Annotated in this window: 15 protein-coding genes; 3 read left to right on the forward strand and 12 right to left on the reverse strand. The window is 60.8% G+C overall.

What is annotated here, in order from left to right; all coding sequences use genetic code 11:
* Positions 1-126: 126 nt before the first annotated feature.
* The 3 genes from BE0216_RS07465 to BE0216_RS07475 all read right to left on the reverse strand — a co-directional run bounded on the left by BE0216_RS07465 (position 127) and on the right by BE0216_RS07475 (position 5,565).
* A complete protein-coding gene (locus BE0216_RS07465) occupies positions 127-3,246 on the reverse strand; it encodes a glycoside hydrolase family 3 N-terminal domain-containing protein (RefSeq protein ID WP_094637522.1) in 3,120 nt (1,039 codons plus the stop codon).
* 215 nt (positions 3,247-3,461) lie between these two features.
* Positions 3,462-4,856, reverse strand: a complete 1,395-nt coding sequence (locus tag BE0216_RS07470; RefSeq protein WP_094637521.1) for an ATP-binding protein — start codon at positions 4,854-4,856, stop codon at positions 3,462-3,464.
* Positions 4,846-5,565 carry a LytR/AlgR family response regulator transcription factor gene (locus BE0216_RS07475; protein ID WP_094637520.1) on the reverse strand — a complete coding sequence of 240 codons (720 nt, stop codon included), beginning with the start codon at positions 5,563-5,565 and terminating at the stop codon, positions 4,846-4,848. Before BE0216_RS07475 ends, BE0216_RS07470 begins: the two co-directional genes overlap by 11 nt.
* Before the next feature lie 299 nt (positions 5,566-5,864).
* Between BE0216_RS07475 and BE0216_RS07480 the strand changes: the two genes are divergently transcribed.
* The gene (locus tag BE0216_RS07480) at positions 5,865-7,055 is read left to right on the forward strand and encodes an ATP-binding protein (RefSeq protein ID WP_226805733.1); all 1,191 of its coding nucleotides are present in this window, start codon (positions 5,865-5,867) and stop codon (positions 7,053-7,055) included.
* Positions 7,056-7,278: 223 nt separating this feature from the next.
* Here BE0216_RS07480 and BE0216_RS07485 read toward each other — a convergent pair whose 3' ends face one another.
* A complete protein-coding gene (locus tag BE0216_RS07485; RefSeq protein ID WP_094637518.1) occupies positions 7,279-8,679 on the reverse strand; it encodes a GHKL domain-containing protein in 1,401 nt (466 codons plus the stop codon).
* Complete coding sequence (locus BE0216_RS07490; RefSeq protein ID WP_226805734.1) at positions 8,676-9,398, reverse strand: LytR/AlgR family response regulator transcription factor; 723 nt, start codon at positions 9,396-9,398, stop codon at positions 8,676-8,678. The genes BE0216_RS07485 and BE0216_RS07490 overlap by 4 nt, the downstream gene beginning before the upstream one ends.
* A gap of 201 nt (positions 9,399-9,599) precedes the next feature.
* On the opposite strand from BE0216_RS07490, the gene BE0216_RS07495 reads away from it, so the two are divergent.
* The gene (locus BE0216_RS07495) at positions 9,600-12,524 is read left to right on the forward strand and encodes a glycoside hydrolase family 3 C-terminal domain-containing protein (RefSeq protein WP_094637517.1); all 2,925 of its coding nucleotides are present in this window, start codon (positions 9,600-9,602) and stop codon (positions 12,522-12,524) included.
* 115 nt (positions 12,525-12,639) lie between these two features.
* On the opposite strand, the gene BE0216_RS07500 is transcribed toward BE0216_RS07495, so the two are convergent.
* The 4 genes from BE0216_RS07500 to BE0216_RS07515 all read right to left on the reverse strand — a co-directional run bounded on the left by BE0216_RS07500 (position 12,640) and on the right by BE0216_RS07515 (position 16,635).
* On the reverse strand, positions 12,640-13,893 hold the full coding sequence (locus tag BE0216_RS07500; protein WP_094637516.1) for a type II toxin-antitoxin system HipA family toxin: 1,254 nt from the start codon (positions 13,891-13,893) through the stop codon (positions 12,640-12,642).
* The gene (locus tag BE0216_RS07505) at positions 13,890-14,231 is read right to left on the reverse strand and encodes a helix-turn-helix transcriptional regulator (RefSeq protein ID WP_094637515.1); all 342 of its coding nucleotides are present in this window, start codon (positions 14,229-14,231) and stop codon (positions 13,890-13,892) included. The genes BE0216_RS07500 and BE0216_RS07505 overlap by 4 nt, the downstream gene beginning before the upstream one ends.
* 284 nt (positions 14,232-14,515) lie before the next feature.
* Positions 14,516-15,916 carry an ATP-binding protein gene (locus BE0216_RS07510; RefSeq protein ID WP_094637514.1) on the reverse strand — a complete coding sequence of 467 codons (1,401 nt, stop codon included), beginning with the start codon at positions 15,914-15,916 and terminating at the stop codon, positions 14,516-14,518.
* Positions 15,913-16,635, reverse strand: a complete 723-nt coding sequence (locus BE0216_RS07515) for a LytR/AlgR family response regulator transcription factor (RefSeq protein ID WP_226805735.1) — start codon at positions 16,633-16,635, stop codon at positions 15,913-15,915. Before BE0216_RS07515 ends, BE0216_RS07510 begins: the two co-directional genes overlap by 4 nt.
* Positions 16,636-16,839: 204 nt before the next feature.
* On the opposite strand from BE0216_RS07515, the gene BE0216_RS07520 reads away from it, so the two are divergent.
* On the forward strand, positions 16,840-19,758 hold the full coding sequence (locus BE0216_RS07520) for a glycoside hydrolase family 3 C-terminal domain-containing protein (RefSeq protein ID WP_094637512.1): 2,919 nt from the start codon (positions 16,840-16,842) through the stop codon (positions 19,756-19,758).
* A 231-nt stretch (positions 19,759-19,989) separates the two neighbouring features.
* On the opposite strand, the gene BE0216_RS07525 is transcribed toward BE0216_RS07520, so the two are convergent.
* The 3 genes from BE0216_RS07525 to BE0216_RS07535 all read right to left on the reverse strand — a co-directional run bounded on the left by BE0216_RS07525 (position 19,990) and on the right by BE0216_RS07535 (position 23,715).
* The gene (locus BE0216_RS07525; RefSeq protein ID WP_094637511.1) at positions 19,990-20,607 is read right to left on the reverse strand and encodes a hypothetical protein; all 618 of its coding nucleotides are present in this window, start codon (positions 20,605-20,607) and stop codon (positions 19,990-19,992) included.
* Between the two features lie 14 nt (positions 20,608-20,621).
* The gene (locus BE0216_RS07530; protein WP_094637510.1) at positions 20,622-23,075 is read right to left on the reverse strand and encodes a glycoside hydrolase family 2 TIM barrel-domain containing protein; all 2,454 of its coding nucleotides are present in this window, start codon (positions 23,073-23,075) and stop codon (positions 20,622-20,624) included.
* Positions 23,076-23,241: 166 nt separating this feature from the next.
* Positions 23,242-23,715: a hypothetical protein gene (locus BE0216_RS07535; protein ID WP_094637509.1), complete on the reverse strand. Its 474-nt coding sequence runs from the start codon at positions 23,713-23,715 to the stop codon at positions 23,242-23,244.

The following is a 23,715-nucleotide window of genomic DNA, read 5'->3' on the forward strand; positions in this document are numbered from 1 at the left end:
CCGCTCGGAATGACAGGATAGGTTCCATCCGGGATGGGGAATCTACCCACTGAATATGATGCGCAAGAGGCGGGTTCCTTGTGGGCGCCCCGCCCCTTGCGGAGAGAAACGGAAAGGTACGTTTACTTACTGCGCGGCCTCCGCCTTGGCGAGACGCGCGGCCTTCTTCGCGGCCTTGCGGTCGCGGCGGGCCTGCTTGCGCGCGGCCTTGCGGGCAATCGTCTTCGGCAGCCAACGCCACACGGAGAAGAAGAGCAGCAGGGCGATCAGCAGCGCCAGCACCACGTTGATCACAATCTGGACCACGGTGATCGTGTACATGCCTTGCTTGAGTTCGCTGCCCGGCATGGCGCCGTTCATCGCCTTGGAGTTCGCGACGGTGTACAGCACGCGGTGCGCGGCGTCACGGGCGTACTTGTAGGTGGCCGAATCGGTCCAGTCGGGCTCGTATCCCGTGGGGTCGATCACCTGCTGGGTGAGCTTGGTGTCGGCACCCGCCTCCCACATCTGGTAACCGTTCATGAACACGCCGGTGTTCGCGTTGTCGGTGATCACCATGCCCTGGAATCCCCATTCGTTGCGCAGCACGCCGCCGATCAGCGAGTAGGAGCCGCCCGTCCAGGTGGCGCCGATGCGGTTGAACGCCGACATCACGGCCTTGCTGGCGGGGGTGGTGCGGGTGGCGTTCTCATAGGTGCCGTCCGCGTTGCGCTGAACATAATTGAGCTCGACGTCATCGACCTTCATGCACATTTCGAAGGGCTTCAAGTAGATCTCGCGGATCGCCTGCTCGTTGGACCAGGTGGCCAGGCCGTACTGCCCTTCGCGGTCGCCGCGGTGGTTCTCCTGGTCGTTGAGCGCGTAGTGCTTGATATAGGCGTACACACCCTTGGTCGCGGCGCCGTAGACCTCGCGCGAAGCGACGGTGCCGGAGAGGAACGCGTCCTCCGAGTAGTACTCGCCGTTGCGCCCGGAGAACGGGGTGCGGTGGATGTTCATGGAGGGCGCGTACCAGCCGTCCGCGCCGCCCAGCAGCGCCTCATTGCCGATCATCTCGCCGTAGTCCTCGGCCAGCTCCTGGTTCCAGGTCTGCGCAAGCATCATGACGACGGGGAAGGTTTTGCCGGTGCCTCCGTACACCAGACCCGCCGCGCTGTCGGCGTCGATGTTGAACGGCTTGCCCACGGATTCGATGGCGTTGACGCCGTAGCCCGCGTCCAGCAGCAGCGATTCGTAATCCTCTTCGCTCAGCTGATCCAGCAGATCGTCCCATTGCGCGTCGTCGAAGTCGAGTCCACGCATGTCGATCAGGCTCAGACCGTTCTCTTCGCCGTACACGGGGGTGTCGGTGATGGAATCGCGGTCGATGGGCGTGCCGGAGTCGGTGCCGTCCAATTGGGCGAGAAGCTCGTCGCTGGCGGTTTTCACCCACAGGTATGACGCGGGCGTGCCGTCGGCGTTCTCGCCGTTGACCTCGTTGCCCCACGTGCTCACCACGTCGGATGCTTCGCCGTCGTGGGTGGGGAAGGTGCCGACCCAGTCGTTGCGCGTGAGGTACGTGGCGTCGCCCGCGGCGTCGTCGAAGAGGTTCGTCACTTCGGCGTCAGTGTCGGAATCGTTCGCGTAGGTGGTCACGTCCACATCGGTGTTCTCGGCGGTGTAGGTCTCCACGAAAGCGGGATCGCCGACCTCGCCGACCACGCCGTCCGCCGCGGTCATGCCCTTGTCGGCCAGGATGTTGTTGATGGCCGCATGCGCGTCGGAGGCGGCGGTGATGCGGTAGTCGCCCGCGTCGAAGATGTAGGTTTTCGCCGTGGTGTAGTCGTAGGACTTGAGCTGCTCCTTATCGAAGGTGACGGTGACCGTCTGGCTTTCGCCGGGGGCGAGCTCGTCCGTCTTGCCGTAGCCGACCAGCGCGACCGAGGGCTTCTCCACCTTGTTCGCCTTGTCGTAGCCCGTGTACGGGCTTTGCGTGTAGAGTTCCACCACGTCTTTGCCGGCCACGTCGCCCGTGTTGGTCACGGTGACTTCGGCGGTGAACTCGTCGCCGTCGCGGGTCAGCTCATAGTCGCTCCACTCGAATTCGGTGTAGCTCAGGCCGTATCCGAAGGGGTAGAGCACCTCAGTGGCATAGTCGTAGTCGCCTGCGTTGCCTTGGCCCAGCACCGCGTCCTCGTAACGGGTCTCATAGTATTTGTAGCCCACGTAGATGCCCTCTTCGTAGGTCACATAGTTGTACTTGGTCAGCTCGCCGTTCTCATCGACGTACTGGTAGTCGCCGAAATTCTGTGCGGCCGGTGAGGCGAGCGCGTCCGTGGCGTAGGTATCGACGGTGCGACCGGAGGGGTTGATGTCGCCGGCGAAGATCTTCGGCAGCGCGGTGGTGAATTCCTGCGAATAGACGATGGCTTTGATGTTCGGATAGTCCGCCACCCAGTCCAGATCCAGCGTGGCGTTGGATTTGACCAGCAGCACCACCTCGTCGAAGTTGGAGTTGAGATAGTCCAGCAGTTCCAGCTCGGTGGAGTCGGGTTCCAGATAGGTTTTCGCCTGATCCTCCGGATTGTCGGCATGGTTGACCATGGAACGCGGCATGTCGCGGCCCTCGCCGGCGACGCGGCTGAACACGAAAACGGGCAGGGTGCCCTCGGCGGAGTCGAGCAGGCCGGCTTCGCTTTCCAGCGCGGACAGCGGCGCCTCGTTGATGCTGAAGTCCTCGTCGTCGCCGAAGCTGATGGAACCTGAGGCGAGGCCGTAGTCCTTGCCGTTGCCGTTTTCGTAATAGTCCGCCAACGTCTGGTTGACGGAGAACCCATCTTCAGAGAACACGGAGGTCACCGTGGCGCCTCCACCGAAGCCCGCGCTGGACATCGTGCTGGGACCGCCCGCGCTGCTGGCGCCGAAGAAGCTGAGCGTGCGGCTGCGTTCGATCGGCAGCGTCTGGTCGTCGTTCTTCAGCAGCACGGTGCCTTCGCCGGCGATCTGCTCGGCCATCTCGTCTTCGGCGGCTTTGATGGACTCGCTGTCGTAGTCGGCCTTGTTGTAGTCCAGATCGACGTTCGTCGTATCCACGGCGGAGTTGTCGAAATGCTGGTTGATGCCTCCGATGAATGAGTTGCCCATCTTGCTGTACTGCGGCACCAGCGAATTCACCAGCATCATGGCTATGGCCAGCACCACCGCCAAAAGCACGCTTACCACGGTTTTGACGATGCGGCCGACCAGAGCGAGCGTTTTCCCGTTCATGTTCGTCTCCTTGTCTCATGGTCTTCCGACCAACTTCGGCCGGAAACGCCCGCGTTCGGCGACGTACCATTCGTCGGAGAATCCGCATGCCACCTCGCATCAGGCTGATGACTCCATTGTGCGAGCGTGAAAACAGGCGGAAGCGGTTTTCGAATAACCTGTAGATTTCGCGTTATGGATGACGCAGAGACACCCGGCGGGGCAGCGTCGACCTCCTATTGCAGCGGAAGCAGTATGTCCACGGAGAACACCCCATCGGCGGCGTCAACCGTCAGCACGCCATCATACTGTTGGGCGATCATCCGCATCGAACGCATGCCGAACCCGTGGTAGCGATGGTCCGATTTGGTGGTTCGCGGCAGGCCGTCGTCGAACAGCAGGTCGGCCTCATACGGATTCTCGACATGGATCAGCAGCATGCCCTTCTGCTCGCATACGGACATGTCGATATACCGGCGGTCCGGGTCGTCGATCGCGCTGACGGCCTCCATGGCGTTGTCGAGAGCGTTGCCGAACAGCGCGTAGATATCGGCGGGCTTCATAAAGCCGATTCGGGAGCCGTCGATCATACGCTCGAACCGGATGCCGCGCTGTTCGCAGATCCGCGACCTATTGGCCAGCAGCACGTCCAGAGCCTCGTTGCCGGTGCGCACCGCGGAATCATAGATGCCGACCAGCCCGTTCAGTTCGTCGATCTCCTCTTGGGAGATTCGCCCGCCCAACATGGTGAGCTGTTTTTTGAGGTCATGCGTTTTGATGTTGATCAGGTCGATGGTCTCCTTGTCGGCGGCGAGCTGCGATTGCTGTTGGCTGAGCAGACTGCGCAGCACCGCGCCGTCGCGTTCGGCCGATTCCCGCCCGGCGATTACGGCCAGCAGCGCCAGCACGAACGCGCAGGTCACCAATCGGGTGAGCATGATCAGCGTGGTCACCCCGTCGGGGAGTCCTTGGAATGTGGCGAACAGACAGGAGAACACATTGACGCACAGCAGCAATCCCACGAACAGCAATAGCACGCCGTGACCAGCCATCTGCTCGGGAAGCCGCTCCAAAGGACGGACGAACACCCGGTATCCCAAGAACGTCGTCATCATAGACAATACGAAGAACGCGACTTTACCCTGCCATTGCTGCGCATCCGACCATGGATCGGGCAGCATCCGAGCAACGATCAACGCCAGGCAGTACACGAAATGCTGCATCGCCACGGCGGCCGCGGTATAGAAAACCGCCAGTCTCCTGCCGATGACGAAACACATGCGAATCGTCAGATAGCACAGCGCATACAGCACGATGAAACGCACGATGGGCAGCATCACGGATGCGTACCGATGCGACGCGGACATATCCGAAGCCGCCGCAGGCAACGACGCGGCGGCCCGATACAACTGCATATAGGAGGGGAAATGGAACCACACGTACGTGCCCGCCGCCACCGCGACGGTCGCCGATACCATCGCACATGCCCGCAGCGCGAATCCCGGACGCTTCTGGGACTTCCACACGAACAGTCCGGCACACAGCAGCAACTCGAAAATGAAGCCGTTGAGGAACGGCATCACCACGTTCAATCCGATGTCAGTCACCGCAGCCAGCGCGTCAGGAAGCATGGCCCCTCCCATAACCCTTGGCCAGCGCTTCCAGGAACGTCTGACGGAAGGAGCGACCGATCGGCAGTTCCGTGCCGTCGGCGAGCGTGACTGCGGAGGCGCCCACCGAGGCGATATGCCGCTGGTTGACCAGATACGGGTTGGCGCACCGCAGGAATCCGCGCCCGCCAAGCTCGCCCTCCACTGATTTCATACTGCCGTTCACCGTGACCACACCGGCGGATGTGTGGTACGCCAGACTTCTGCCATGCACCTCCACATACGTGATGTCGCGCAGCAGCAGGCGCTGCGTGCCGCCGCGGTGCGCCACAAGAACCGACTCCGCATCACGGTTGCGCAGCTGGACGGCGCGCTCAATCCTACGGTCCACTTCAGCCGCGGAGAAGGGTTTGAGGATGTAGCTCAACGCATCCACCTCATAGCCTTGGGCCGCGAACTGGGCCATATTCGTCACGAAGATCAGCACCGCGTCATGGTCGATCTCACGAAAACGGTGGGCCGCTTCCATACCATCCATATGCGGCATCTCGATATCCATGAACACAACGTCCCACTCGCCGGCCCTCAACGTTTTCAGAAACCCGACCGGATCCTCGAACACCGCCGTATCGAACGCGATTCCGTCATGCTCGTCGGCGTACCGGCGCAGGCAGGCAAGCAGCTTGTCGGCGGCATCATCCTCATCCTCGACCACAGCGACTCTGAACATCCCGGCCTCCGCTCCCTCGCACGCGTCGTTCGCCCTCCCTCCACAATACCGCGCCCAAGATGGCGATCGCCTCCGTGAGACTGGCTTCATACCTTCCACGCGCCGTCTGTCCTGTAGTAGACCACCGTGGCGCGCATCTCCACGTTTGCCGCTTCTGGAGACAAATCAAAACTTCAGCATACTAAAGTTTGGGCTGTATCTTTATAAGAAACTACAGTATACTGAAGTTATTGAGCTGAAAGTAGCGAAAACTCCAGTATGGAGGAGGTACGAGGACCATGCGCATCGCAAGGAACGACTTGCTCCGGCAAGTGTTGTCGTATCGGGACACCAGTTTCGTCAAAATACTGGCAGGCGTGCGGCGATGCGGCAAATCCACATTGCTCGCCATGCTGGAACAAACCCTTCTCGACGACGGCGTTCCGCAACACAACATCTTCTCCAGAAAACTCGACGATATCTGGCTGCCCATCGACTATGACGCCGAAACCCTGTTGGATGAGGCGCGCAAGGCCATCACCGCCAGCGATGACAGCCGACCGTTCTACGTGTTGCTCGACGAGGTGCAGGAGATCCCCCGCTGGGAACTCGTGGTCAGAAAACTGCAGGCACGCCCCAACACGGACATCTACATCACCGGCTCGAATTCGACGCTGCTTTCCGGCGAACTGGCGACCCATCTGACCGGACGGTATGTGCAGATCCATGTATACCCACTATCGTTCAAGGAGTTTCGCGAAACCGGGTGGGGCACGACCGACGACGACCTGTTCCAGCGCTATATGAGATATGGCGGCATGCCCGTGTTCGTGAACGACGACATCCAGGATCAGCCGCGCATCATCAGCGCCCTCAACGACGTCTACGAGTCCATCGTCAACAAGGACGTCATCCAGCGATACGGTTTCCGGGACGCCGCCACCGTGAGGAAAATCGCGCGCTATCTGTTCTCCACATCCGGCAATCTGTTCTCATCATGGAATGTGTACAACGCGCTCAAATCCTCCGGTGTGAGCACGACGTTCACCACCATGGAAAACCAGATCGAGGCTTTGAAAAACGCGTTCGCCATCTACGACGCCGAGCAAACCGCGGTCAGAGGCAAGGCGCTGCTCCGCCCCCAGCGCAAGTTCTACCCGGTGGACAACGGACTGCGGAACCTCGTCAATCATTTCGCCGATTCCGACCACGGCGCCCAGCTTGAGGGCATCGTGTTCATGGAACTGAAGCGCCGCGGCTATGACGTCAGCATCGGCAAAACATCGGATGGCGAAATCGACTTCGTCGCGCAACGGGCCGACGAGCGCATCTACATACAGGTCACGCTCAGCATGCTCGAGGAATCGACCCGCGCGCGCGAACTGCGGCCGCTGCTTGGGCTGTCCGACGCGTACCCCCGCATGGTGCTCACTCTAGACAGATTCAGCGCCGGAACGACCGAACAAGGCATTCGCATCGTCAACGCCGTGGATTGGCTTTTGGAGGCGTAGCAACCATAAATGCGGGCACCTTGCAGACGATCCAGTCACCAAACGAGATTGAGTTTGGTGTGTCGGATTTGCCAGACGAAGCCAATTTTCCACACCAAACTCGAGAATCAATCGTTCTACCCGAATCCGGCTCGACACCCCGCCACACCAAACTCGAGAACCCGGCCTGTATGCCCCTCATCATCACAAACGAAGCCGCACAACCCAGTCCGCAACGGTGGATTCACGACCGCGAGGCGACGAGGGAAATCTGGACGGTGAACACCGGCGGTTCGGCGGTGACCAGGATGTCGCCGCCGTATCGACGGGCGATATGGCGGATGCTTTTGAGGCCGAGACCATGCGAGGCGGCATCGGCCTTGGTGGTGACCGGCAGACCGCCTCTCATCTCGACCGCCCCCTCGAAATGGTTGTCGACGGAGATGACGATAAGATCGCCGTGCTGGCGCGCGCTGGCCGACACCACGCGCTTGTCGGGATCGTCGAACCGCATCACATAGTCGATGGCGTTATCCAACGCGTTGCCGAGCATGGTGTACAGATCCACCACGTCGATCGCATCCCAATCGCAGCCGCCGAGCATGCAGGAGAGACGCACCCCGTGCTGCGTGCAGAAGAAATTCCGTTCGGTGATCAGCGTGTCCAACGCCTCGTTGCCGGTATTGGCGATCGAATCGTACAGATTCAACGCCTGCTGCACCTCGCGCACCATCTGTCTGCGCCGCTCGTCGCCGGCGAATTCCAGCGCCGCCACCTGATGTTTGAGGTCGTGCGTTTTGTGGTTGATGAAGTCGATGTTCTCGGTGAGCGTGCGGTACTGCCTCGTCTTCTGTTCGGCCAGCAGATTGAGCATGGCGCTTTCCTGCTGCAGTGTGGCGGTGCGGTAGATCGTGTATTGGAACACGAGGATGACGATGGCGATCACGCCGGCGGTGGTGGCGCTGAACCGCTGGATGACGTCCAATCCCTCGTCGGGGCCGATGCGCGCGAGCAGATTCGGCACATGCCGTTCGTTGATGCTCATCGATATGCCGGAGATGGCGCTGAGTATGGTGTAGTTCACCACATACAGCGCGCACAGACGCCAATCCTCCTGACCGGAGGGGATGATGTCGCGATCGAACACCGGTGCGATGAACCGGGCGGCCAATGCGAGGAACAGCGCGTAGATGACCACGCAGATCGCCATATAGGCCAACGGATGCCGGTCGCTGAACTGCGGCAGCAGCACCACGAACAGCCAGTTGTGCACGAAGGCGGTGACGAACCGTTCCACGCATACGCCCAGCAGCCAACGCGACATCGCATTCGTCCAGGAGATGTCGCGGCAGCAGACCACGACGAGCAGCGCCCACAGGAACGTCAGGAAGATCCAGACGCGCGCGAACAGGAACGGACTGACGCCGCCCCAGCCTCCGCCGGAGGTGGCGACCAACCCGATCGGCTGGATCACGGACAGCCCGACGCCCAGCAGCAGACAGACGGCCAGGCGGCCCCGATACCAGCGCCGTTTCGGCGCGCCGCGCGAGAAGATCCACACGGCGGCCAATACGGTGAACACGAAGCGGAACGCGCTGAAGAACGTGCACACGGTGCTCAGATTCCAGGGGAACAGACCACTCATAGCGGCCTGCCGCTCATCGCCGTGAGATAGGCCTGCATCAGTCCGGCCTTGTAGGTTCTGCCGACCGGAAGCGTCGCGCCGGCGCAGGTGACGGTCGATGCGGCGAGGGTGTCGATATGCCGCAGATTGACGAGGAAGCTTTTGTGGATGCGGTAGAAGCCGTGCGGCGCCAACGCCTCCGCCTGCCCGTTGATGCTGCCGCGCGCCTTGTGCACGCCTTCGACCGTATGGAACAGCAGATAGTGGTCGAGCACCTCGACGTAATGGATGTCGCCCACCGACACCGAACGCATGCCGTCGACGGTGTCGATGGCGACCACGGCGTCGGCGCGGCCGTGAGCCAGACGCCTCGCCTTGGTGAATTTCAGCGCGAAATCGTAGTACGACAGCGGTTTGAGCACATAGTCCGCGGCCGCCACCTCATATCCGTTGATCGAGTACTGCGCCATATTGGTGACGAACACGATGGTCACATCCTCGTCCAGAGCGCGGATCCGACGGGCGGTGTCCAATCCGTCGGCGCCGGGCATCTCCACATCCAACAGCAGCATGTCGTAGCGCCCGCGTTCGTAGTCGAGCAGCAGCGCGTCCCCGCTGGGAAAATCGTCGACATCCAGTTCCAGCGTATGCTCGTGCGCATACCGCCGGCAATAGTCGCGCAGGGTCTCGCGCATCCGCGTCTCATCGTCCGCGATGGCGATGCGCATGGCCTCCCGCATGCCCGCTCACCTCCTTTGGCGTGGCCTATGCCACCACCCACCATGGTAGCGTCCGTTCCCCGCATGCGCTGGCCCGCACGGGGTGTTCACGTCCAAAATCGGTTGTTCGCGACAAAGCGGCGTTCGCCCGCGTCCGGATTTTTTACGATGGCACCACCCGCTTCCAATGAAGGAAGACGCTATGAGAGCAAGGAGTGAATCATGAACGATTCGCAGCGCACAGGCAAGAAACCGCTGCCGTTGCCGGTTTCCATAGGCATGATCGTCATCGCGGTCATTCTGGCGGTGGCCACGGCCATCGGCAACGTGTACGCCAACAAATACTCGGATCTGATCTCGGTGTATTTCAACCAGCCGACCTCCAAAGTGGTGTCGGCGGAGAATGAGACCACCGAACATTTCACATCGGATTACGCCTCCGACGAGGAGCGCGAGGCCGCGCTGGGAGAGATCGGCACGGATATCACGCGTGAGGGCGCGACGCTGCTGAAGAACGAAAACGACGCGCTGCCGCTGGCCACCGGCGCGAGGATCTCCGTTCTGGGACAGAACTCCGTCGACACGGTGTACGGAGGCGGCGGTGCCGGCTCCATCGATGCCTCCCAGGCGGGAACACTGCTGCAGTCCTTCGAGGACGCCGGTTTCGATGTGAACCAGACGCTGGTCGATTTCTACGAGAACGGCGCGGGCAAGGACTATCGCAAAACCGCCACCAATTCGTATGGCGAGGGCGAGTTCGCGGTGAACGAGGTGCCGGTCGACGTGTATACGGATGAGGTGCTGGACTCCTTCTCGTCGTATGATGACGCCGCCGTGGTGGTGATCGGCCGCTCCGGCAGCGAAAGCCAGGATCTGCCCTCCGAACCGCTGGCGTCGGGCTACACCTATCTGCAGTTGGATGATGACGAGCGCGCGATGCTTGAGATGGCCGCCGAGCATTTCGACACCGTGGTGGTGCTGTTGAACACGCAGAACCCGATGGAGCTGGAGGCCCTGGAAAGCGACGACGTCGACGCGGTGCTGTGGATCGGCGCGCTCGGCCAGACCGGCGCCACGGCGGTGGGCGAGGTGCTCAACGGCACCGTGAATCCCTCCGGACATCTGCCCGACACCTACGCGACCGACCTGGCGTCGGCGCCGTCCATGGCGAATTCCGGATCCTATACCATCACCAACAGCACGGAGGCCTTCTCCACCAACTACATGGCCTACGCCGAAAGCATCTACGTGGGCTACCGCTACTACGAGACCCGCTATGAGGATGTGGTGCTCGGCAACGAGGACGCCGCGAACTACGACTACACCACGCAGGTGGCGTACCCGTTCGGATACGGCCTGAGCTACACCGACTTCGAGTGGAGCGACTATGAGATGAACGAAACCAGCGACGGCTTCGACGTGTCTGTGACGGTCGCGAACACCGGCGACGTGGCGGGCAAGGATGTGGTGCAGGTCTACATGCAGTCGCCCTACACCGACTACGACAAGGACAACGGCATCGAGAAGGCTTCGGCCGAGCTGGTCGGCTACGCCAAAACCGGCGAGATCGAGCCCGGCGAAAGCGAAACCGTCACCGTGCATGTCGACAAGGAGTCGATGAAGGTCTACGACGCCGAGGGCGAAGGCACCTACATCGTCGACGCGGGCGACTACTACTTCGCGGCCGGCAGCGACGTGCACGAGGCGCTGAACAACATTCTGGCGGCCAAGGGCTATGGCGTGGACGACGGCATGGACGCCGAAGGCGACGCCTCGTTCGCGGCGAAAACCACAGTGCATACGCAGGACAACCGCACGTACGCCACCTCCGCGGCCAGTGGCAACGAGATCACCAACCAGTTCGAGGACGTGGATCTGACCACCTACGACGACTCCTTCACCTACCTGAGCCGTTCCGACTGGACCGGCACCTGGCCCGACACCTACGCCGACGGCACCTGGACCGCGCCGCAGGAGTTCGTGGACGCGCTGGCCGTCGACACGACCACCACCGAACCGGAGTCCACGCCGGTCACCGATACGCAGAATTCCTCCTACGGGGAGCTCAACGTGTCCATGCTGATGGACACCGACTATGACGACGAGGCCTGGGACGCGCTGATCGAGCAGATGAGCGTCGACGAGCTCGACGAGCTGGTGCGCGTCGGCGGCTACGCCACCAAGTCGGTGGACTCCACCCAGCTTCCGGCCACGGTGGATAAGGACGGCCCCGCCGGCATCTCCTCCACACTGGTCGGCGGTGAAAACGGCATGGGATACCCGCCTGAAGTGGTGATCGCCGCGACTTGGAACGCCGATCTGGCCGAACGCTTCGGTGCCGCGATCGGCGAGGACAGCATCGCCCTCGGCGTGGCCGTGTGGTACGGTCCGGCCTGCAACATCCACCGTTCCCCCTACGGCGGACGAGCGTTCGAGTACTTCTCCGAGGATTCGTTCCTTTCAGGCGACCTGTGCGCGCAGGTCGTGGCCGGAGCGGCCTCGAAGGGCGTGGTCTCCACGGTGAAGCATTTCGCGCTCAACGACCAGGAGACCAACCGTATGGGACTGGCGGTGTTCGCCAACGAGCAGACCGTGCGCCAGCTGTACCTGAAGCCGTTCGAGATGTCGGTGCGCGAGGGCGGCGCCTCCGCGATGATGGCCTCGATGAACCGCATCGGCTCGCGCTGGACCGGCGGCCATAAGGGCCTGCTGACCAACACGCTGCGCGACGAGTGGGGATTCAAGGGCTTCGTGGTCACCGACCAGGCCTCGTATTCCGTGTTCGCCTACGAGGATCTGCGCGAAGGCCTGGAGGCAGGCACTGATCTGTGGCTCAACACCGACAACGAGCTGTGGAAGCTGTCGGACGCGGAGATGACCGACGGCGTGGTGGCCAACATGCAGCGCGCCGCGAAGAATATCAGCTACGCGCTGTCCCGCTCGAACGCGATGAACGGCTTGTCCGCCAACTCCACCATCGTCAAGGTGACGCCGCTGTGGCGCTGGGGCGTGTACGCGCTTGACGGCGTGGTGACGATCGGCGTGGTGGCCCTGTGCGCCGCCGCCACGATCAGCATCCTGCGCCGCCGCAAGCAGGCGACGCTCACCGTCCAGTCAGACGACGCCGACTCCGCCGACAAGCAGTAACCATCCTTCTCCTCTCATTGCACCAGGGACGCCCCACCAAGGGCGTCCCTTTTTGTGTTACTTCAAGAGCCGCCTGCTTCGTCGTCCTGAGCGGCGGCGCAAGGATCTCCGACACCTATCGGTACGAGAGATTGGCTAGCGTCAACTCGCACAAGGCGACGACTTTTGGTTCCAACGCTTGCCGCAATTCATCCATACCCGGGATGTCCCGATGCGCACGAAACACATCGCTCATCGCATCAGGAATCCTCTCGCCCAAATCCCGCATGAGCAGCAGACATGCATCAGAATCAACATCGGCCTGCTGCGCGAATTTGAGCAACTCTCGTCTACCCACCCATCCAAAACGGTTTTCGCCACCAATGCTCATGGCGAAACGATAATCCTCGCCATACATCAGCCCTGATGCGATGTCATATGCGGGAGCCAAAAGCACCTCGCCGTCATGCAGCAGTACGGAATAGTTTTTCGCATGCGCGTCAGGCGCGCCCATCAGATAGTTGAAGAACAGCAGAAGCAAAAACTGCGTGATGTTATACCCAACATCAGCTCCACCGATTCGTCTGAACAACGAGATGACGTCAACAGCCGTGGGACCGCCTTCGCTCTGATATTTCTTATAGGGCGGAATGCCCAAGGCTTGGCACAAATCCTCCTGATGGACTCGCAGCACCCGACCATGCGCATCAATCAGCCGATCATACCGCTCAACCACAATGGCCGGTTCGCCCTCGAACTCCTCGTATTCCACATGTGCGGCATCCAACTGCAAGACACGCGCCACGCAAAGGCATGCGAATTCATTCAACGCCTGCAATCGCAGATCGGGGATTCCTGGTTTCAGCAGATGAGTGGTCGCCGCGGCTCCCTCGCAAATAAACCACCGGTCATCTTGCTTACGTAATGCGAACTTGGATTGCTGCCCGCCAAGGCTCCAATGTTCCCGACCACTGCCCCAGTCCCTTGAGATTCGTGTGCGCAGCGCCTTGAGTTTGGTCGCAATATCCGCACGGCTCACCGGCACCAAATGCTCCGGCATGGTCATCGCGTCACCTCCTGGAGCGGCGAACTGCACCGCTCCAGGACAATCGAGCCCCATATGTTCCAAAAGCGCGAACGGATTGGCACCGCTTACACCCCATCGCCGACCCATATCATTGCGCACCTCTTCACTGTCGGGAAGCAAGCCCCATAGAAAGGAATCGACGATTCTCTGACGGTAGGCATCGTTGCGCAAAGGCATCGACAGCGATACAGGCGAACCGGCATAACTCGCATCGTATGCGAATGTTCTCCGCCCTGACGCGTCTTGAGTCAGACGCCCCGCGTATTCGTTCTCCACATATACGTTCAAATACGACATGGTCATCGCACACCACCCAGCACTGATTCGTAACGGGATTCACGATTTCTTAGGCGATTGAAGTAATCCGCGATGGCGGCGTCTCGATCATCATCGCCTGCAGCGGACCGCCTCTGGCCATCCGTCGACTCGCTTGCGCCACCGATTGTCATAGAGCCGCCCAGAACTTGGATGGCTTTGAGATACATGTCGAAATGGAAAGACGTATTCGCACCGGACTCGACGTCGATAACCCATTTACGGGAGACATGAATGCGCTCGGCAAGTTCGGCCTGCGTCATCGCGGCCGCCAAACGAGCTTGTTTCAGCGCCTCACCGGCATTACGTGCTGTCCCGATATCCATAATGTAAGTTTAACATTACATTTTAGAATGTATATTTAAAGTGACATCGCCGTTGTGAGACGAAGCACCCCATAAACTACGGTTTCACGTCGCCTCAAAGAAGGCGAAATCGAGTTTGGTGTGTCGGATTCGCCAGACAAGGCCAATTTCGCACACCAAACTCAAAAATCAATCGTTCTACCCAAGCCCGGCCCAACACCCCGACACACCAAACTCGAAATCCGCTCCCAAAACGCCCCCATCAGCACGAACGAAGCCGAACAACCCAGTCCGCAACGGCGGAATCACGATCGCGAGGCAACAAGAGAAATCTGCACAGTGAACACCGGCGGTTCGGCGGCAACCAGGATGTCACCGCCGTAACGCCGGGCGATATGGCGGATGCTTTTGAGACCGAGGCCATGCGAAGCGGCATCGGCCTTGGTGGTTACGGGCAGACCGTCCCGCATCTCGACAGTTCCCTCGAAGTGGTTGTCGACGGATATGACGATAAGATCGCCACGCTGCCGCGCGCTGGCGGACACCACACGCTTGTCGGCATCGTCGAACCGCATCACATAATCGATGGCGTTATCAAGTGCGTTGCCGATGATGGTGTACAGATCCACCACATCGACAGCATCCCAATCGCAGCCACCAAGCATGCAGGAAAGTCGAACGTCGTGCTGTGTGCAGAAAAAGTTCCGCTCGGTGACCAACGCATCCAACGCCTCGCTACCCGTATTAGCAATCGAATCATAAAGATTCAACGCCTGTTGCACCTCGCGCACCATCTGCGTGCGTCGCTCATCGCCGGCGAATTCCAATGCTGCCACTTGGTGTTTGAGGTCATGCGTTTTGTGGTTGATGAAATCGATGTTCTCGCTAAGCGTGCGATATTGCTTCGTCTTTTGTTCGGCCAGCAGATTGAGCATGGCGCTTTCCTGTTGCAATTCCGTAATGTGATAGATCGTGTACTGGAACACGAGGATCACAATGGCGATCACACCGGCTGTAGTGGCGCTGAACCGCTGGATGACAGCCAATCCCTCATCGGAACCGATTCGTGCGAGCAGATTCGGCACATGCCGCTCGTTGACGCTCATGGAAATGCCGGATATGGCGCTGAGTATGGTGTAGTTCACCACATACAGCACGCACAGGCGCCAATCCTCCTGCCCAGAGGGAACGATATCGCGATTGAAAACCGGTGCGACGAACCGGCTGGCCAATGCGAAGAACAGCGCGTAGATAACTACGCAAATCGCCATATAGGCCAGCGGATGCTGGTCGCTGAACTGCGGCAACAGCACCACGAACAGCCAGTTATGCACAAATGCGGTGACGAAACGCTCCACACACACGCCAAGCAGCCAACGTGACATCGCATTCGTCCAAGAGATGTCACGGCAGCACACGATGGTCAGCAACGCCCACAGGAAAGTCAGGAATATCCACAGACGCGCGAACAAGAATGGACTGATGCCTGTCCAACCGTCAGCGGAAGTGTAGACCAATCCAATCGGATGAATCATGGATAAGGCGACTCCCGGCATCACACAGGCCGCCAAACGCCACCAGTACCAGCGACGTTTCGGTATATCTCGCACGAAAATCCATCCTGCGATCAGTACGGTGAACACGAAGCGGAACGAACTGAAGAACGTGCATACAGTGTCCAGATTCAAAACGGACAAATCACTCATAGCGACCTGCCGCTCATCACCGTGAGATAGGCCTGCATCAGTCCGGCTTTATAGGTTCTGCCGACCGGAAGCGTCGCTCCCGCGCATGTGACGGTCGAGGCGGTGAGGGTATCGATATGCCGCAGATTCACAAGAAAGCTTTTGTGGATGCGATAGAAACCGTAGGGTGTCAGTGTCTCCGTCTGGCCGGTGATCACGCCCCGCGCCTTATGCACGCCTTCGGCCGTATGGAACAGCAGGTAATGCCCCAACACTTCGACGTAATGAATATCGCCCACCGAAACCGAACGCATGCCGTCGACGGTATCGATGGCGATCACCGTATCGGCCCTGCCTTGCGACAAACGCCTCGCTTTGGTGAATTTCAGCGCAAAATCGTAGTACGACAGCGGCTTGAGCACATAGTCCGCGGCCGCCACCTCATAGCCGTTGATCGCATACTGCGCCATGTTGGTGACGAACACGATGGTCACATCCCCGTCCTGCATGCGGATTCGACGCGCGGTGTCCAGTCCGTCGGCCCCCGGCATCTCCACGTCCAACAGCAGCATGTCGTACCGCCCGCGCTGGTAGTCGAGCAGCAGCGCGTCGCCGCTGGAAAAATCGTCGACTTCCAGTCGCAGGGCGTGCTCATCCGCATAACGCGCGCAATAGTCGCGCAGAGTCTCCCGCATCCGTTCCTCATCGTCCGCAATGGCGACGCGCATGCTCTCCGGCACCGTCTCCCACCTCCTTTGGCATGAGTCAATGTCAACACCAACCATCGTAGCGGCTGCCAGCTGTGCGAATCATGCTCCAGATAGGGTGTTCACGCCCAAAAACGGTTGTTCGCGACAAGGCGGACATTACTTGCCGCGCTTGTTTTTACGATGACATCGTCCGCTTCCAATGAAGGAAGCCGCTATGAGAGCAAGGAGTGAATCATGAACGATTCGCAGCATAAAAGCAGGAAGCCACTGCCGTTGCCGGTTTCCATAAGCATGATCGTCATCGCGGTCATTCTGGCGGTAGCGACGGCCATCGGCAATGTGTACGCCAACAAATACTCAGATCTGATTTCGGTATATTTCAACCAGCCGACCTCCAAAGTGGTGTCGGCGGAGGATGAGACCACCGAGCATTTCACGTCCGATTACGCCTCCGACGAGGAGCGCGAGGCTGCGTTGGGTGAAATCGGCACGGATATCACACGCGAGGGCGCGACGCTGCTGAAGAACGAGAACGACGCGCTACCGCTGGCCAATGGCGCGAAGATCTCCGTCCTGGGGCAGAATTCCGTCGATCCGGTGTACGGAGGCGGCGGTGCCGGTTCCATCGATGCTTCCAAGGCAGGTACGTTGTTGCAGTCCTTCGAGGATGCCGGTTTCGATGTGAACCAGACGTTGGCTGATTTCTACGAGAATGGTGCGGGCAAGGACTACCGCAAAACCGCCACCAATTCGTATGGCGAGGGCGAGTTTGCGGTGAACGAGGTGCCGGTCGACGTGTATACGGATGAGGTGCTCGATTCCTTCGCCTCCTACAACGATGCCGCCGTGGTGGTGATCGGCCGTTCCGGCAGCGAAAGCCAGGATCTGCCTTCCGAGCCGTTGACGTCGGGCTACACCTACCTGCAGTTGGACGACGACGAGCGCGCGATGCTTGAGATGGCTGCTGACCATTTTGACACCGTGGTGGTGCTGTTGAACACGTCCAACCCGATGGAACTGGAGGCGCTGGAAAGCGACGATGTCGACGCGGTGCTGTGGATCGGCGCGCTCGGCCAGACCGGTGCCACTGCGGTGGGCGAGGTGCTCAACGGCACCGTGAATCCCTCCGGACATCTGCCCGACACCTACGCGACCGATCTGGCATCCGCGCCGTCTATGGCGAACTCCGGATCGTATACCATCGCCAACAGCTCCGAAGCTTTCTCCACCAACTACATGACCTATGCCGAAAGCATCTACGTGGGCTACCGGTACTACGAGACCCGCTATGAGGATGTGGTGCTCGGCAACGAGGATGCCGCGAACTATGACTACACCACGCAGGTGGCGTATCCATTCGGCTACGGCCTGAGCTATACCGATTTCGAGTGGAGCGACTACAAGATGAGCGAAACCGATGATGGCTTCGATATATCCGTGACGGTCACGAACACCGGTGACGTGGCCGGCAAGGATGTGGTGCAGGTCTATATGCAGTCGCCCTACACCGATTACGACAAGTCCAACGGCATCGAGAAAGCCTCGGCCGAACTGGTCGGCTACGCCAAAACTGGTGAAATCGAGCCCGGTGAAAGCGAAACCGTCACCGTGCATGTCGACAAGGAGTCGATGAAGGTCTACGACGCCGAAGGCGAAGGCACCTACATCGTCGATGCGGGCGACTACTACTTCGCGGCCGGCAGCGACGTGCATGAGGCGCTGAACAACATTCTGGCGGCCAAGGGCTTCGACACCGAAGATGGCATGGATGCCGAAGGCGATGCCTCGTTCGCCGCCTCGACCACCGTGCGCACGCAGGACAACACCACCTACGCCACCTCCGCGGCCACAGGCAATGCGATTACCAACCAGTTTGAAGATGTGGACCTCACCGCCTACGACGACTCCTTCACCTATTTGAGCCGTTCCGATTGGACCGGCACTTGGCCCGAAACCTATGCCGACGGCACTTGGCAGGCGCCGCAGGAGTTCGTGAACGCACTGGCCGTCGACACAACCACCACCGAACCGGAATCCGAGCCTGTCACCGACGCGGAGAATTCTTCGTACGGAGAACTCAACGTGTCCATGCTGATGGACACCGACTATGACGACGATGCTTGGAACGCACTGATCGAGCAGATGAGCGTCGACGAGCTCGACGAGCTGGTGCGCGTCGGTGGCTACGCCACCAAGTCTGTGGATTCCACCCAGCTCCCGGCCACAGTGGACAAGGACGGCCCCGCCGGCATCTCCTCCACGCTGGTCGGCGGCGAAAACGGCATGGGATATCCGCCCGAAGTGGTGATCGCCGCGACTTGGAACGCCGACTTGGCCGAACGATTCGGTGCCGCGATCGGCGAGGACAGCATCGCCCTCAACGTGGCTGTGTGGTATGGCCCGGCCTGCAACATCCACCGTTCCCCCTACGGCGGACGAGCGTTCGAGTACTTCTCCGAGGATTCGTTCCTTTCAGGCGACCTGTGCGCGCAGGTCGTGGCCGGGGCGGCTTCGAAGGGCGTGGTCTCCACGGTGAAGCATTTCGCACTCAACGACCAGGAAATCAACCGTATGGGACTGGCGGTGTTCGCCAACGAGCAGACTGTGCGCCAGCTGTATCTGAAGCCGTTTGAGATGTCCGTCCGCAACGGTGGTGCTTCTGCGATGATGGCTTCGATGAACCGCATCGGCTCACGTTGGACCGGCGGCCATAAGGGCCTGCTGACCAACACACTGCGTGACGAGTGGGGCTTCAAGGGCTTCGTGGTCACCGACCAGGCCTCGTATTCAGTGTTCGCCTATGAAGATCTGCGCGAAGGTCTGGAGGCCGGCACGGATCTGTGGCTCAACACCGACAACGAGCTGTGGAAGCTGTCGGACGCGGAGATGACCGACGGCGTGGTGGCCAACATGCAGCACGCTGCGAAGAACATCAGCTACGCGCTGTCTCGCTCGAACGCGATGAACGGCTTGTCTGCCAACTCCACAATCGTCAAGGTGACTCCGTTGTGGCGCTGGGGCGTGTACGCGCTTGACGGCGTGGTGACGATCGGCGTGGTGGCCTTGTGCGCTGCCGCCACGATCAGCATACTGCGTCGCCGCAAGCAGGCGGTGGTCACCGTACAGTCAGACGACTACGCCGACAAACAGTAACTCCTTCTCTCTCATTGCAATCAGGGACGCCCCAGAAGGGGCGTCCCTTTCTCATTCAATCCCGTCTTCAACAGAGCGAAATCGAGTTTGGTGTGTCGGATTCGCCAGGCAATGCCGATTTCGCACACCAAACTCAAAAATCAATCGTTCTACTCAAGCCCGGCCCAACACCCCGCCACACCAAACTCGAAACCGGGTCGAATGGCGCGCGGATGAGTCGAGAATCCAGCGTTATTTCGCCTCGCCTTTCGCATCGCCTTCGGGGAAGATGATTTTGTAGATGGGGAAGTAGATGACCATCTGCACGCCGCCGTTGATCACGGTGATGAGGATGTTGTAGACGGCGGGCGGGAAGAACTGCTTGCACAGCGGCACATACAGCCCCATCAGGAAGCTGCACACGATGGTGATGAGCACGAACGCCACCACATACCAGGCGATCTGATACCACACATTGCCCTTCGATTTGAAAGTGATGTTGCGCTGCATCGGGAAGTTCACGCATTGCGCGACGAACAGCGTGATCGCGAACGCCGCGAAATACCCCATGCCGCCGGTCGCGTCGCCGGTCACCGGATAGTCGAACACATACGTGTCAACCGGTCCGAGCTGCAAGTGAATGAGCTGCGCGGGAATCTCGCACCAGTCGGTGAACCGGTAGAACAGGTCGGGCAGGAATGTGAGCATCACGTATTGCAGCACGGTGACGAACATCGAGAACGCGTAGAACATCACGAACTGCGCGACGAGCTTGTGTTTCGCGCCGAACCGCTCCCACCATGCGGCGAGTGGATTGGTCGGCCGCGTGGCGACGCTCTGCTGGGAATCGGTCGATTCATGCACCGACATGATGGGTCCTTTCGTTATTCGCCTGCGATGGTGAGTTCGGCGGTGTGGGTGCCGTCGGTGATGGTGAGGACGGCGGGTGCTCCGGCCGCCTCTCCGGCACGGTCGGCATGGTCCGCGCGCACCACGGCCAGCGCCTCGCCGTAGTAGGTGCCGGTTTCTCCGGTGACGAAGCTGCCCTTATTGAACGGCGCCGCGCAACCGAAGCCGAGCAGTTCGCCTCCGGCGACGCTGGCGCGCAGGGTGCCGCGTTCGAGCGGCTTGACGATGCCGTGCTCGTCGGTATACCTCACACGCACGAAGGTCAGCTCGCGCCCCGCGTATTCGACATCGGCGCGCAGTTCGGTGGCGGCCGAGGCACTGGTCAGCGCGCGACGGCCGATCTCGCGCCCGGAGGCGTCATAGCTCACCGCTTCGAGCGTGCCGGGCTCGTACGTGCACGAGAAGCGGGCCACGCAATCGTCCCGCAAAGCCTTGCGCCCAACTTCACGCCCGTTGAGCACCAGCGCCACCGAGGCGGCGCGCGCATACACTTCGACGTTCGCGGCACGGCCTTCGCACCCGTTCCAGCTCCACGAATCGGTGGCGTTACTCATCTTCCACGCGCTAGGGGAATGCTTGTCGCCTGTGTGGTTCACGGGGCAGACGGCCAGATACGGCCCAGGCTCGGCCTCCAACGCCACGCGCGTGTACAGCGCCTCGCCCAGCGGCTTGCCGGTCAGATCCACACGCCCCGATCCGGCGGTGAGCCAGCCGAATCCGATGTCGAGCGTCGCGTAATCCTCGTATTCCCACGCGCCGACGCCGGTTTCGCCCATATAGTCCATGCCGGCCCACACGAAATCGCCGACGAGGCGCGGGTTGCGCTTCGCCATCTCACGGAACCGGTAGGCGTCCGAGCAGAAGGTTTCCGAACCGAGGATCAGCCGTTCGGGATACTTCTTCAAATCGTGACGGTAACGCTTGATGCCGTAGTTGTAGCCGGCCACGTCCATGGCGGCGTAGGCGTCGCGCGTCACCCAGTCGCAGAACGGCAGGGTCGCGCCGGTTTTCATGAAGTCCGCGCCGAACAGTCCGGCCATATTGTTGAAGAATTCGGAGCCGACCGCCTTGTGCTTCTTGGGCGCGACACCTGCGGCGAGCTGCTTTTCTGCGGCCTCGGCCTCCTTGGCGGCCTTCTTGTCGGAATACTGGCCGAAACCCACGGAGCTCAGGAAATTGAAGAAGATGTTCACACCGCAGGTCACGGGGCGCGTGGGGTCGAGCTCATGCAGATGGTCGGTCATCGCCTGGGTGAGCGCGATGCCGCGTTTCTGCGCGGTCTCCGACACCTCGTTGCCGGTGGAGTACATGATGACGCTGGGATGGTTGCGGTCCTTCGTCACCATGTCCGCGAGATCCCGCCGCCACCACTGGTCGAAATGTTCCACATAGTCGTGCTGGGTTTTGTGGATGTACCAGTGGTCGATGTATTCGTCCATCATCAGCATGCCCTGCCGGTCGCACGCGTCGAGCATGGCCTTGGAGCAGGGGTTGTGGGCCGATCGCAGGGCGTTGTAGCCTTGCGCCTTCATCAGCGCCACCTTGCGCTCCTCGGCGTCCGCATAGCAGCACGCGCCGATCACGCCGTTGTCGTGGTGCACGCACGCGCCCTGGAGGATCACCCGCTCGCCGTTGATGAGGAAGCCGTTCGCCCCCCACTCGACCGTGCGGATGCCGAAGGTCACGCCCAGTTCGTCGGCCGCGCCCGAATCGGCGGTATAGCTCACGTGCGCGGCGTACAGGTTCGGATGTTCGGGCGACCACAGGCGCGCTTGGGGCACGTCCAACGTCATGCGGCATTCCCGCGTGACGCAGGTCGACTCCGCTGCGCAGCCGGCGGCCGCATCGGACTCGCCCAACGGCTGGCAGTGAACACGCACCTCGCCGGGCGCGGTGGTCTCCACGGTGATTTCGATGCGTGCGGAATCGTTTTTGGGGTCGATGGATAGGGTGCGCACGCTCACGCCGTCCAGGGCGATATGCTCGCGCGGGGCGGTCCACAGCACGACCGGGCGGTAGATGCCCGCGCCGGAATACCAGCGGCTGTTGGGTTGGTCGCTATTGCGTGCGATGACGCGGATTTCGTTCTCCTCACCGACGCGCACGCGGTCGGTCAGGTCGACATGGAAGTTCGTATAGCCGTAGGGGCGGAACATGGCCTGTTCGCCGTTCACCCACACTTCGGCGTTATGGTAGACGCCCTCGAATTCGAGGATTATCGTCTGGCCCGCGAGGCTCGCGTCGGGCGTGAACCGTTTGACGTATTCGTAGTCGCGTCCCTCGAACCAGCCCGAATTCAGGCCGCTGGGGGCGAGTTCGTGCCGCTTTTCGCCGATCATCGCGTCATGCGGCAGCGTGACCGGAGCAAGCGGCTCGTCGGTGTCGAGATGCCGCCAGGCCCAGTCGGCGTTGAAATCAAGATGCTTCATGGTCGTATGTCTTTCGTAGTGAGGGACGGGACGGGAGATCCTTCGACTCCGGCTCCGCCTCCGCTCAGGATGACAGGAGGAAGGCCCGCTCGGGACAACTTTCGTCATTCCGAGCGGAGCGAAGCGGAGTCGAGGAATCTCCGTGCTATTCGGTTATGTGTTCGCGTCAGGCCACGGCAGGCGCCGTGCCGTCTTCGATGGTGATCGAGGCCGTGCCGCGCGCGGTCTTGGCGGTGAACGCCTTGACGATCAGCAGCACGATCGCCACCAGATACGCCACCACGCCCACAAGCGAGATGTTCAGCGCGCTCTGCTCGCTGGCCGGATAGTTGACGGGGATGAAGTAGATATCCGCCGCCAGACTCACACGGTCCAGCGTGAACAGCGCGAACGAGACGACCAGCAGCACCTCGGAGGCGATGAGCAGCGCGTCGTTGGCCAGCTCACCCAGGCGGGGGCCGGCCGCGACCATGGCGAGCAGCGCCACCACGGCGAGCACGGTGCACACGATGGGCAGCACGTTCATCTCCTTGCCGGCCAGATAGCCGGTGGTTGAGGTGATGAGGTAGACGACCAGTCCGACCACCGCCGCGACAGCCGCGATGAGTTCGGGAACACGGGATGCGATTGACTTTGCCAT

It is taken from the genome of Bifidobacterium eulemuris, assembly GCF_014898155.1.
GTDB lineage: Bacteria > Actinomycetota > Actinomycetes > Actinomycetales > Bifidobacteriaceae > Bifidobacterium > Bifidobacterium eulemuris.

Coding starts and splice junctions, on each gene's coding strand:
- BE0216_RS07500 (WP_094637516.1), bottom strand. CDS start 13,893: ATGACCATGTCGTATTTGAACGTATATGTGGAGAACGAATACGCGGGG.
- BE0216_RS07510 (WP_094637514.1), bottom strand. CDS start 15,916: ATGAGTGATTTGTCCGTTTTGAATCTGGACACTGTATGCACGTTCTTC.
- BE0216_RS07475 (WP_094637520.1), bottom strand. CDS start 5,565: ATGTTCAGAGTCGCTGTGGTCGAGGATGAGGATGATGCCGCCGACAAG.
- BE0216_RS07535 (WP_094637509.1), bottom strand. CDS start 23,715: ATGGCAAAGTCAATCGCATCCCGTGTTCCCGAACTCATCGCGGCTGTC.
- BE0216_RS07495 (WP_094637517.1), top strand. CDS start 9,600: ATGAACGATTCGCAGCGCACAGGCAAGAAACCGCTGCCGTTGCCGGTT.
- BE0216_RS07470 (WP_094637521.1), bottom strand. CDS start 4,856: ATGCTTCCTGACGCGCTGGCTGCGGTGACTGACATCGGATTGAACGTG.
- BE0216_RS07520 (WP_094637512.1), top strand. CDS start 16,840: ATGAACGATTCGCAGCATAAAAGCAGGAAGCCACTGCCGTTGCCGGTT.
- BE0216_RS07505 (WP_094637515.1), bottom strand. CDS start 14,231: ATGGATATCGGGACAGCACGTAATGCCGGTGAGGCGCTGAAACAAGCT.
- BE0216_RS07490 (WP_226805734.1), bottom strand. CDS start 9,398: ATGCGGGAGGCCATGCGCATCGCCATCGCGGACGATGAGACGCGGATG.
- BE0216_RS07525 (WP_094637511.1), bottom strand. CDS start 20,607: ATGTCGGTGCATGAATCGACCGATTCCCAGCAGAGCGTCGCCACGCGG.
- BE0216_RS07465 (WP_094637522.1), bottom strand. CDS start 3,246: ATGAACGGGAAAACGCTCGCTCTGGTCGGCCGCATCGTCAAAACCGTG.
- BE0216_RS07530 (WP_094637510.1), bottom strand. CDS start 23,075: ATGAAGCATCTTGATTTCAACGCCGACTGGGCCTGGCGGCATCTCGAC.
- BE0216_RS07485 (WP_094637518.1), bottom strand. CDS start 8,679: ATGAGTGGTCTGTTCCCCTGGAATCTGAGCACCGTGTGCACGTTCTTC.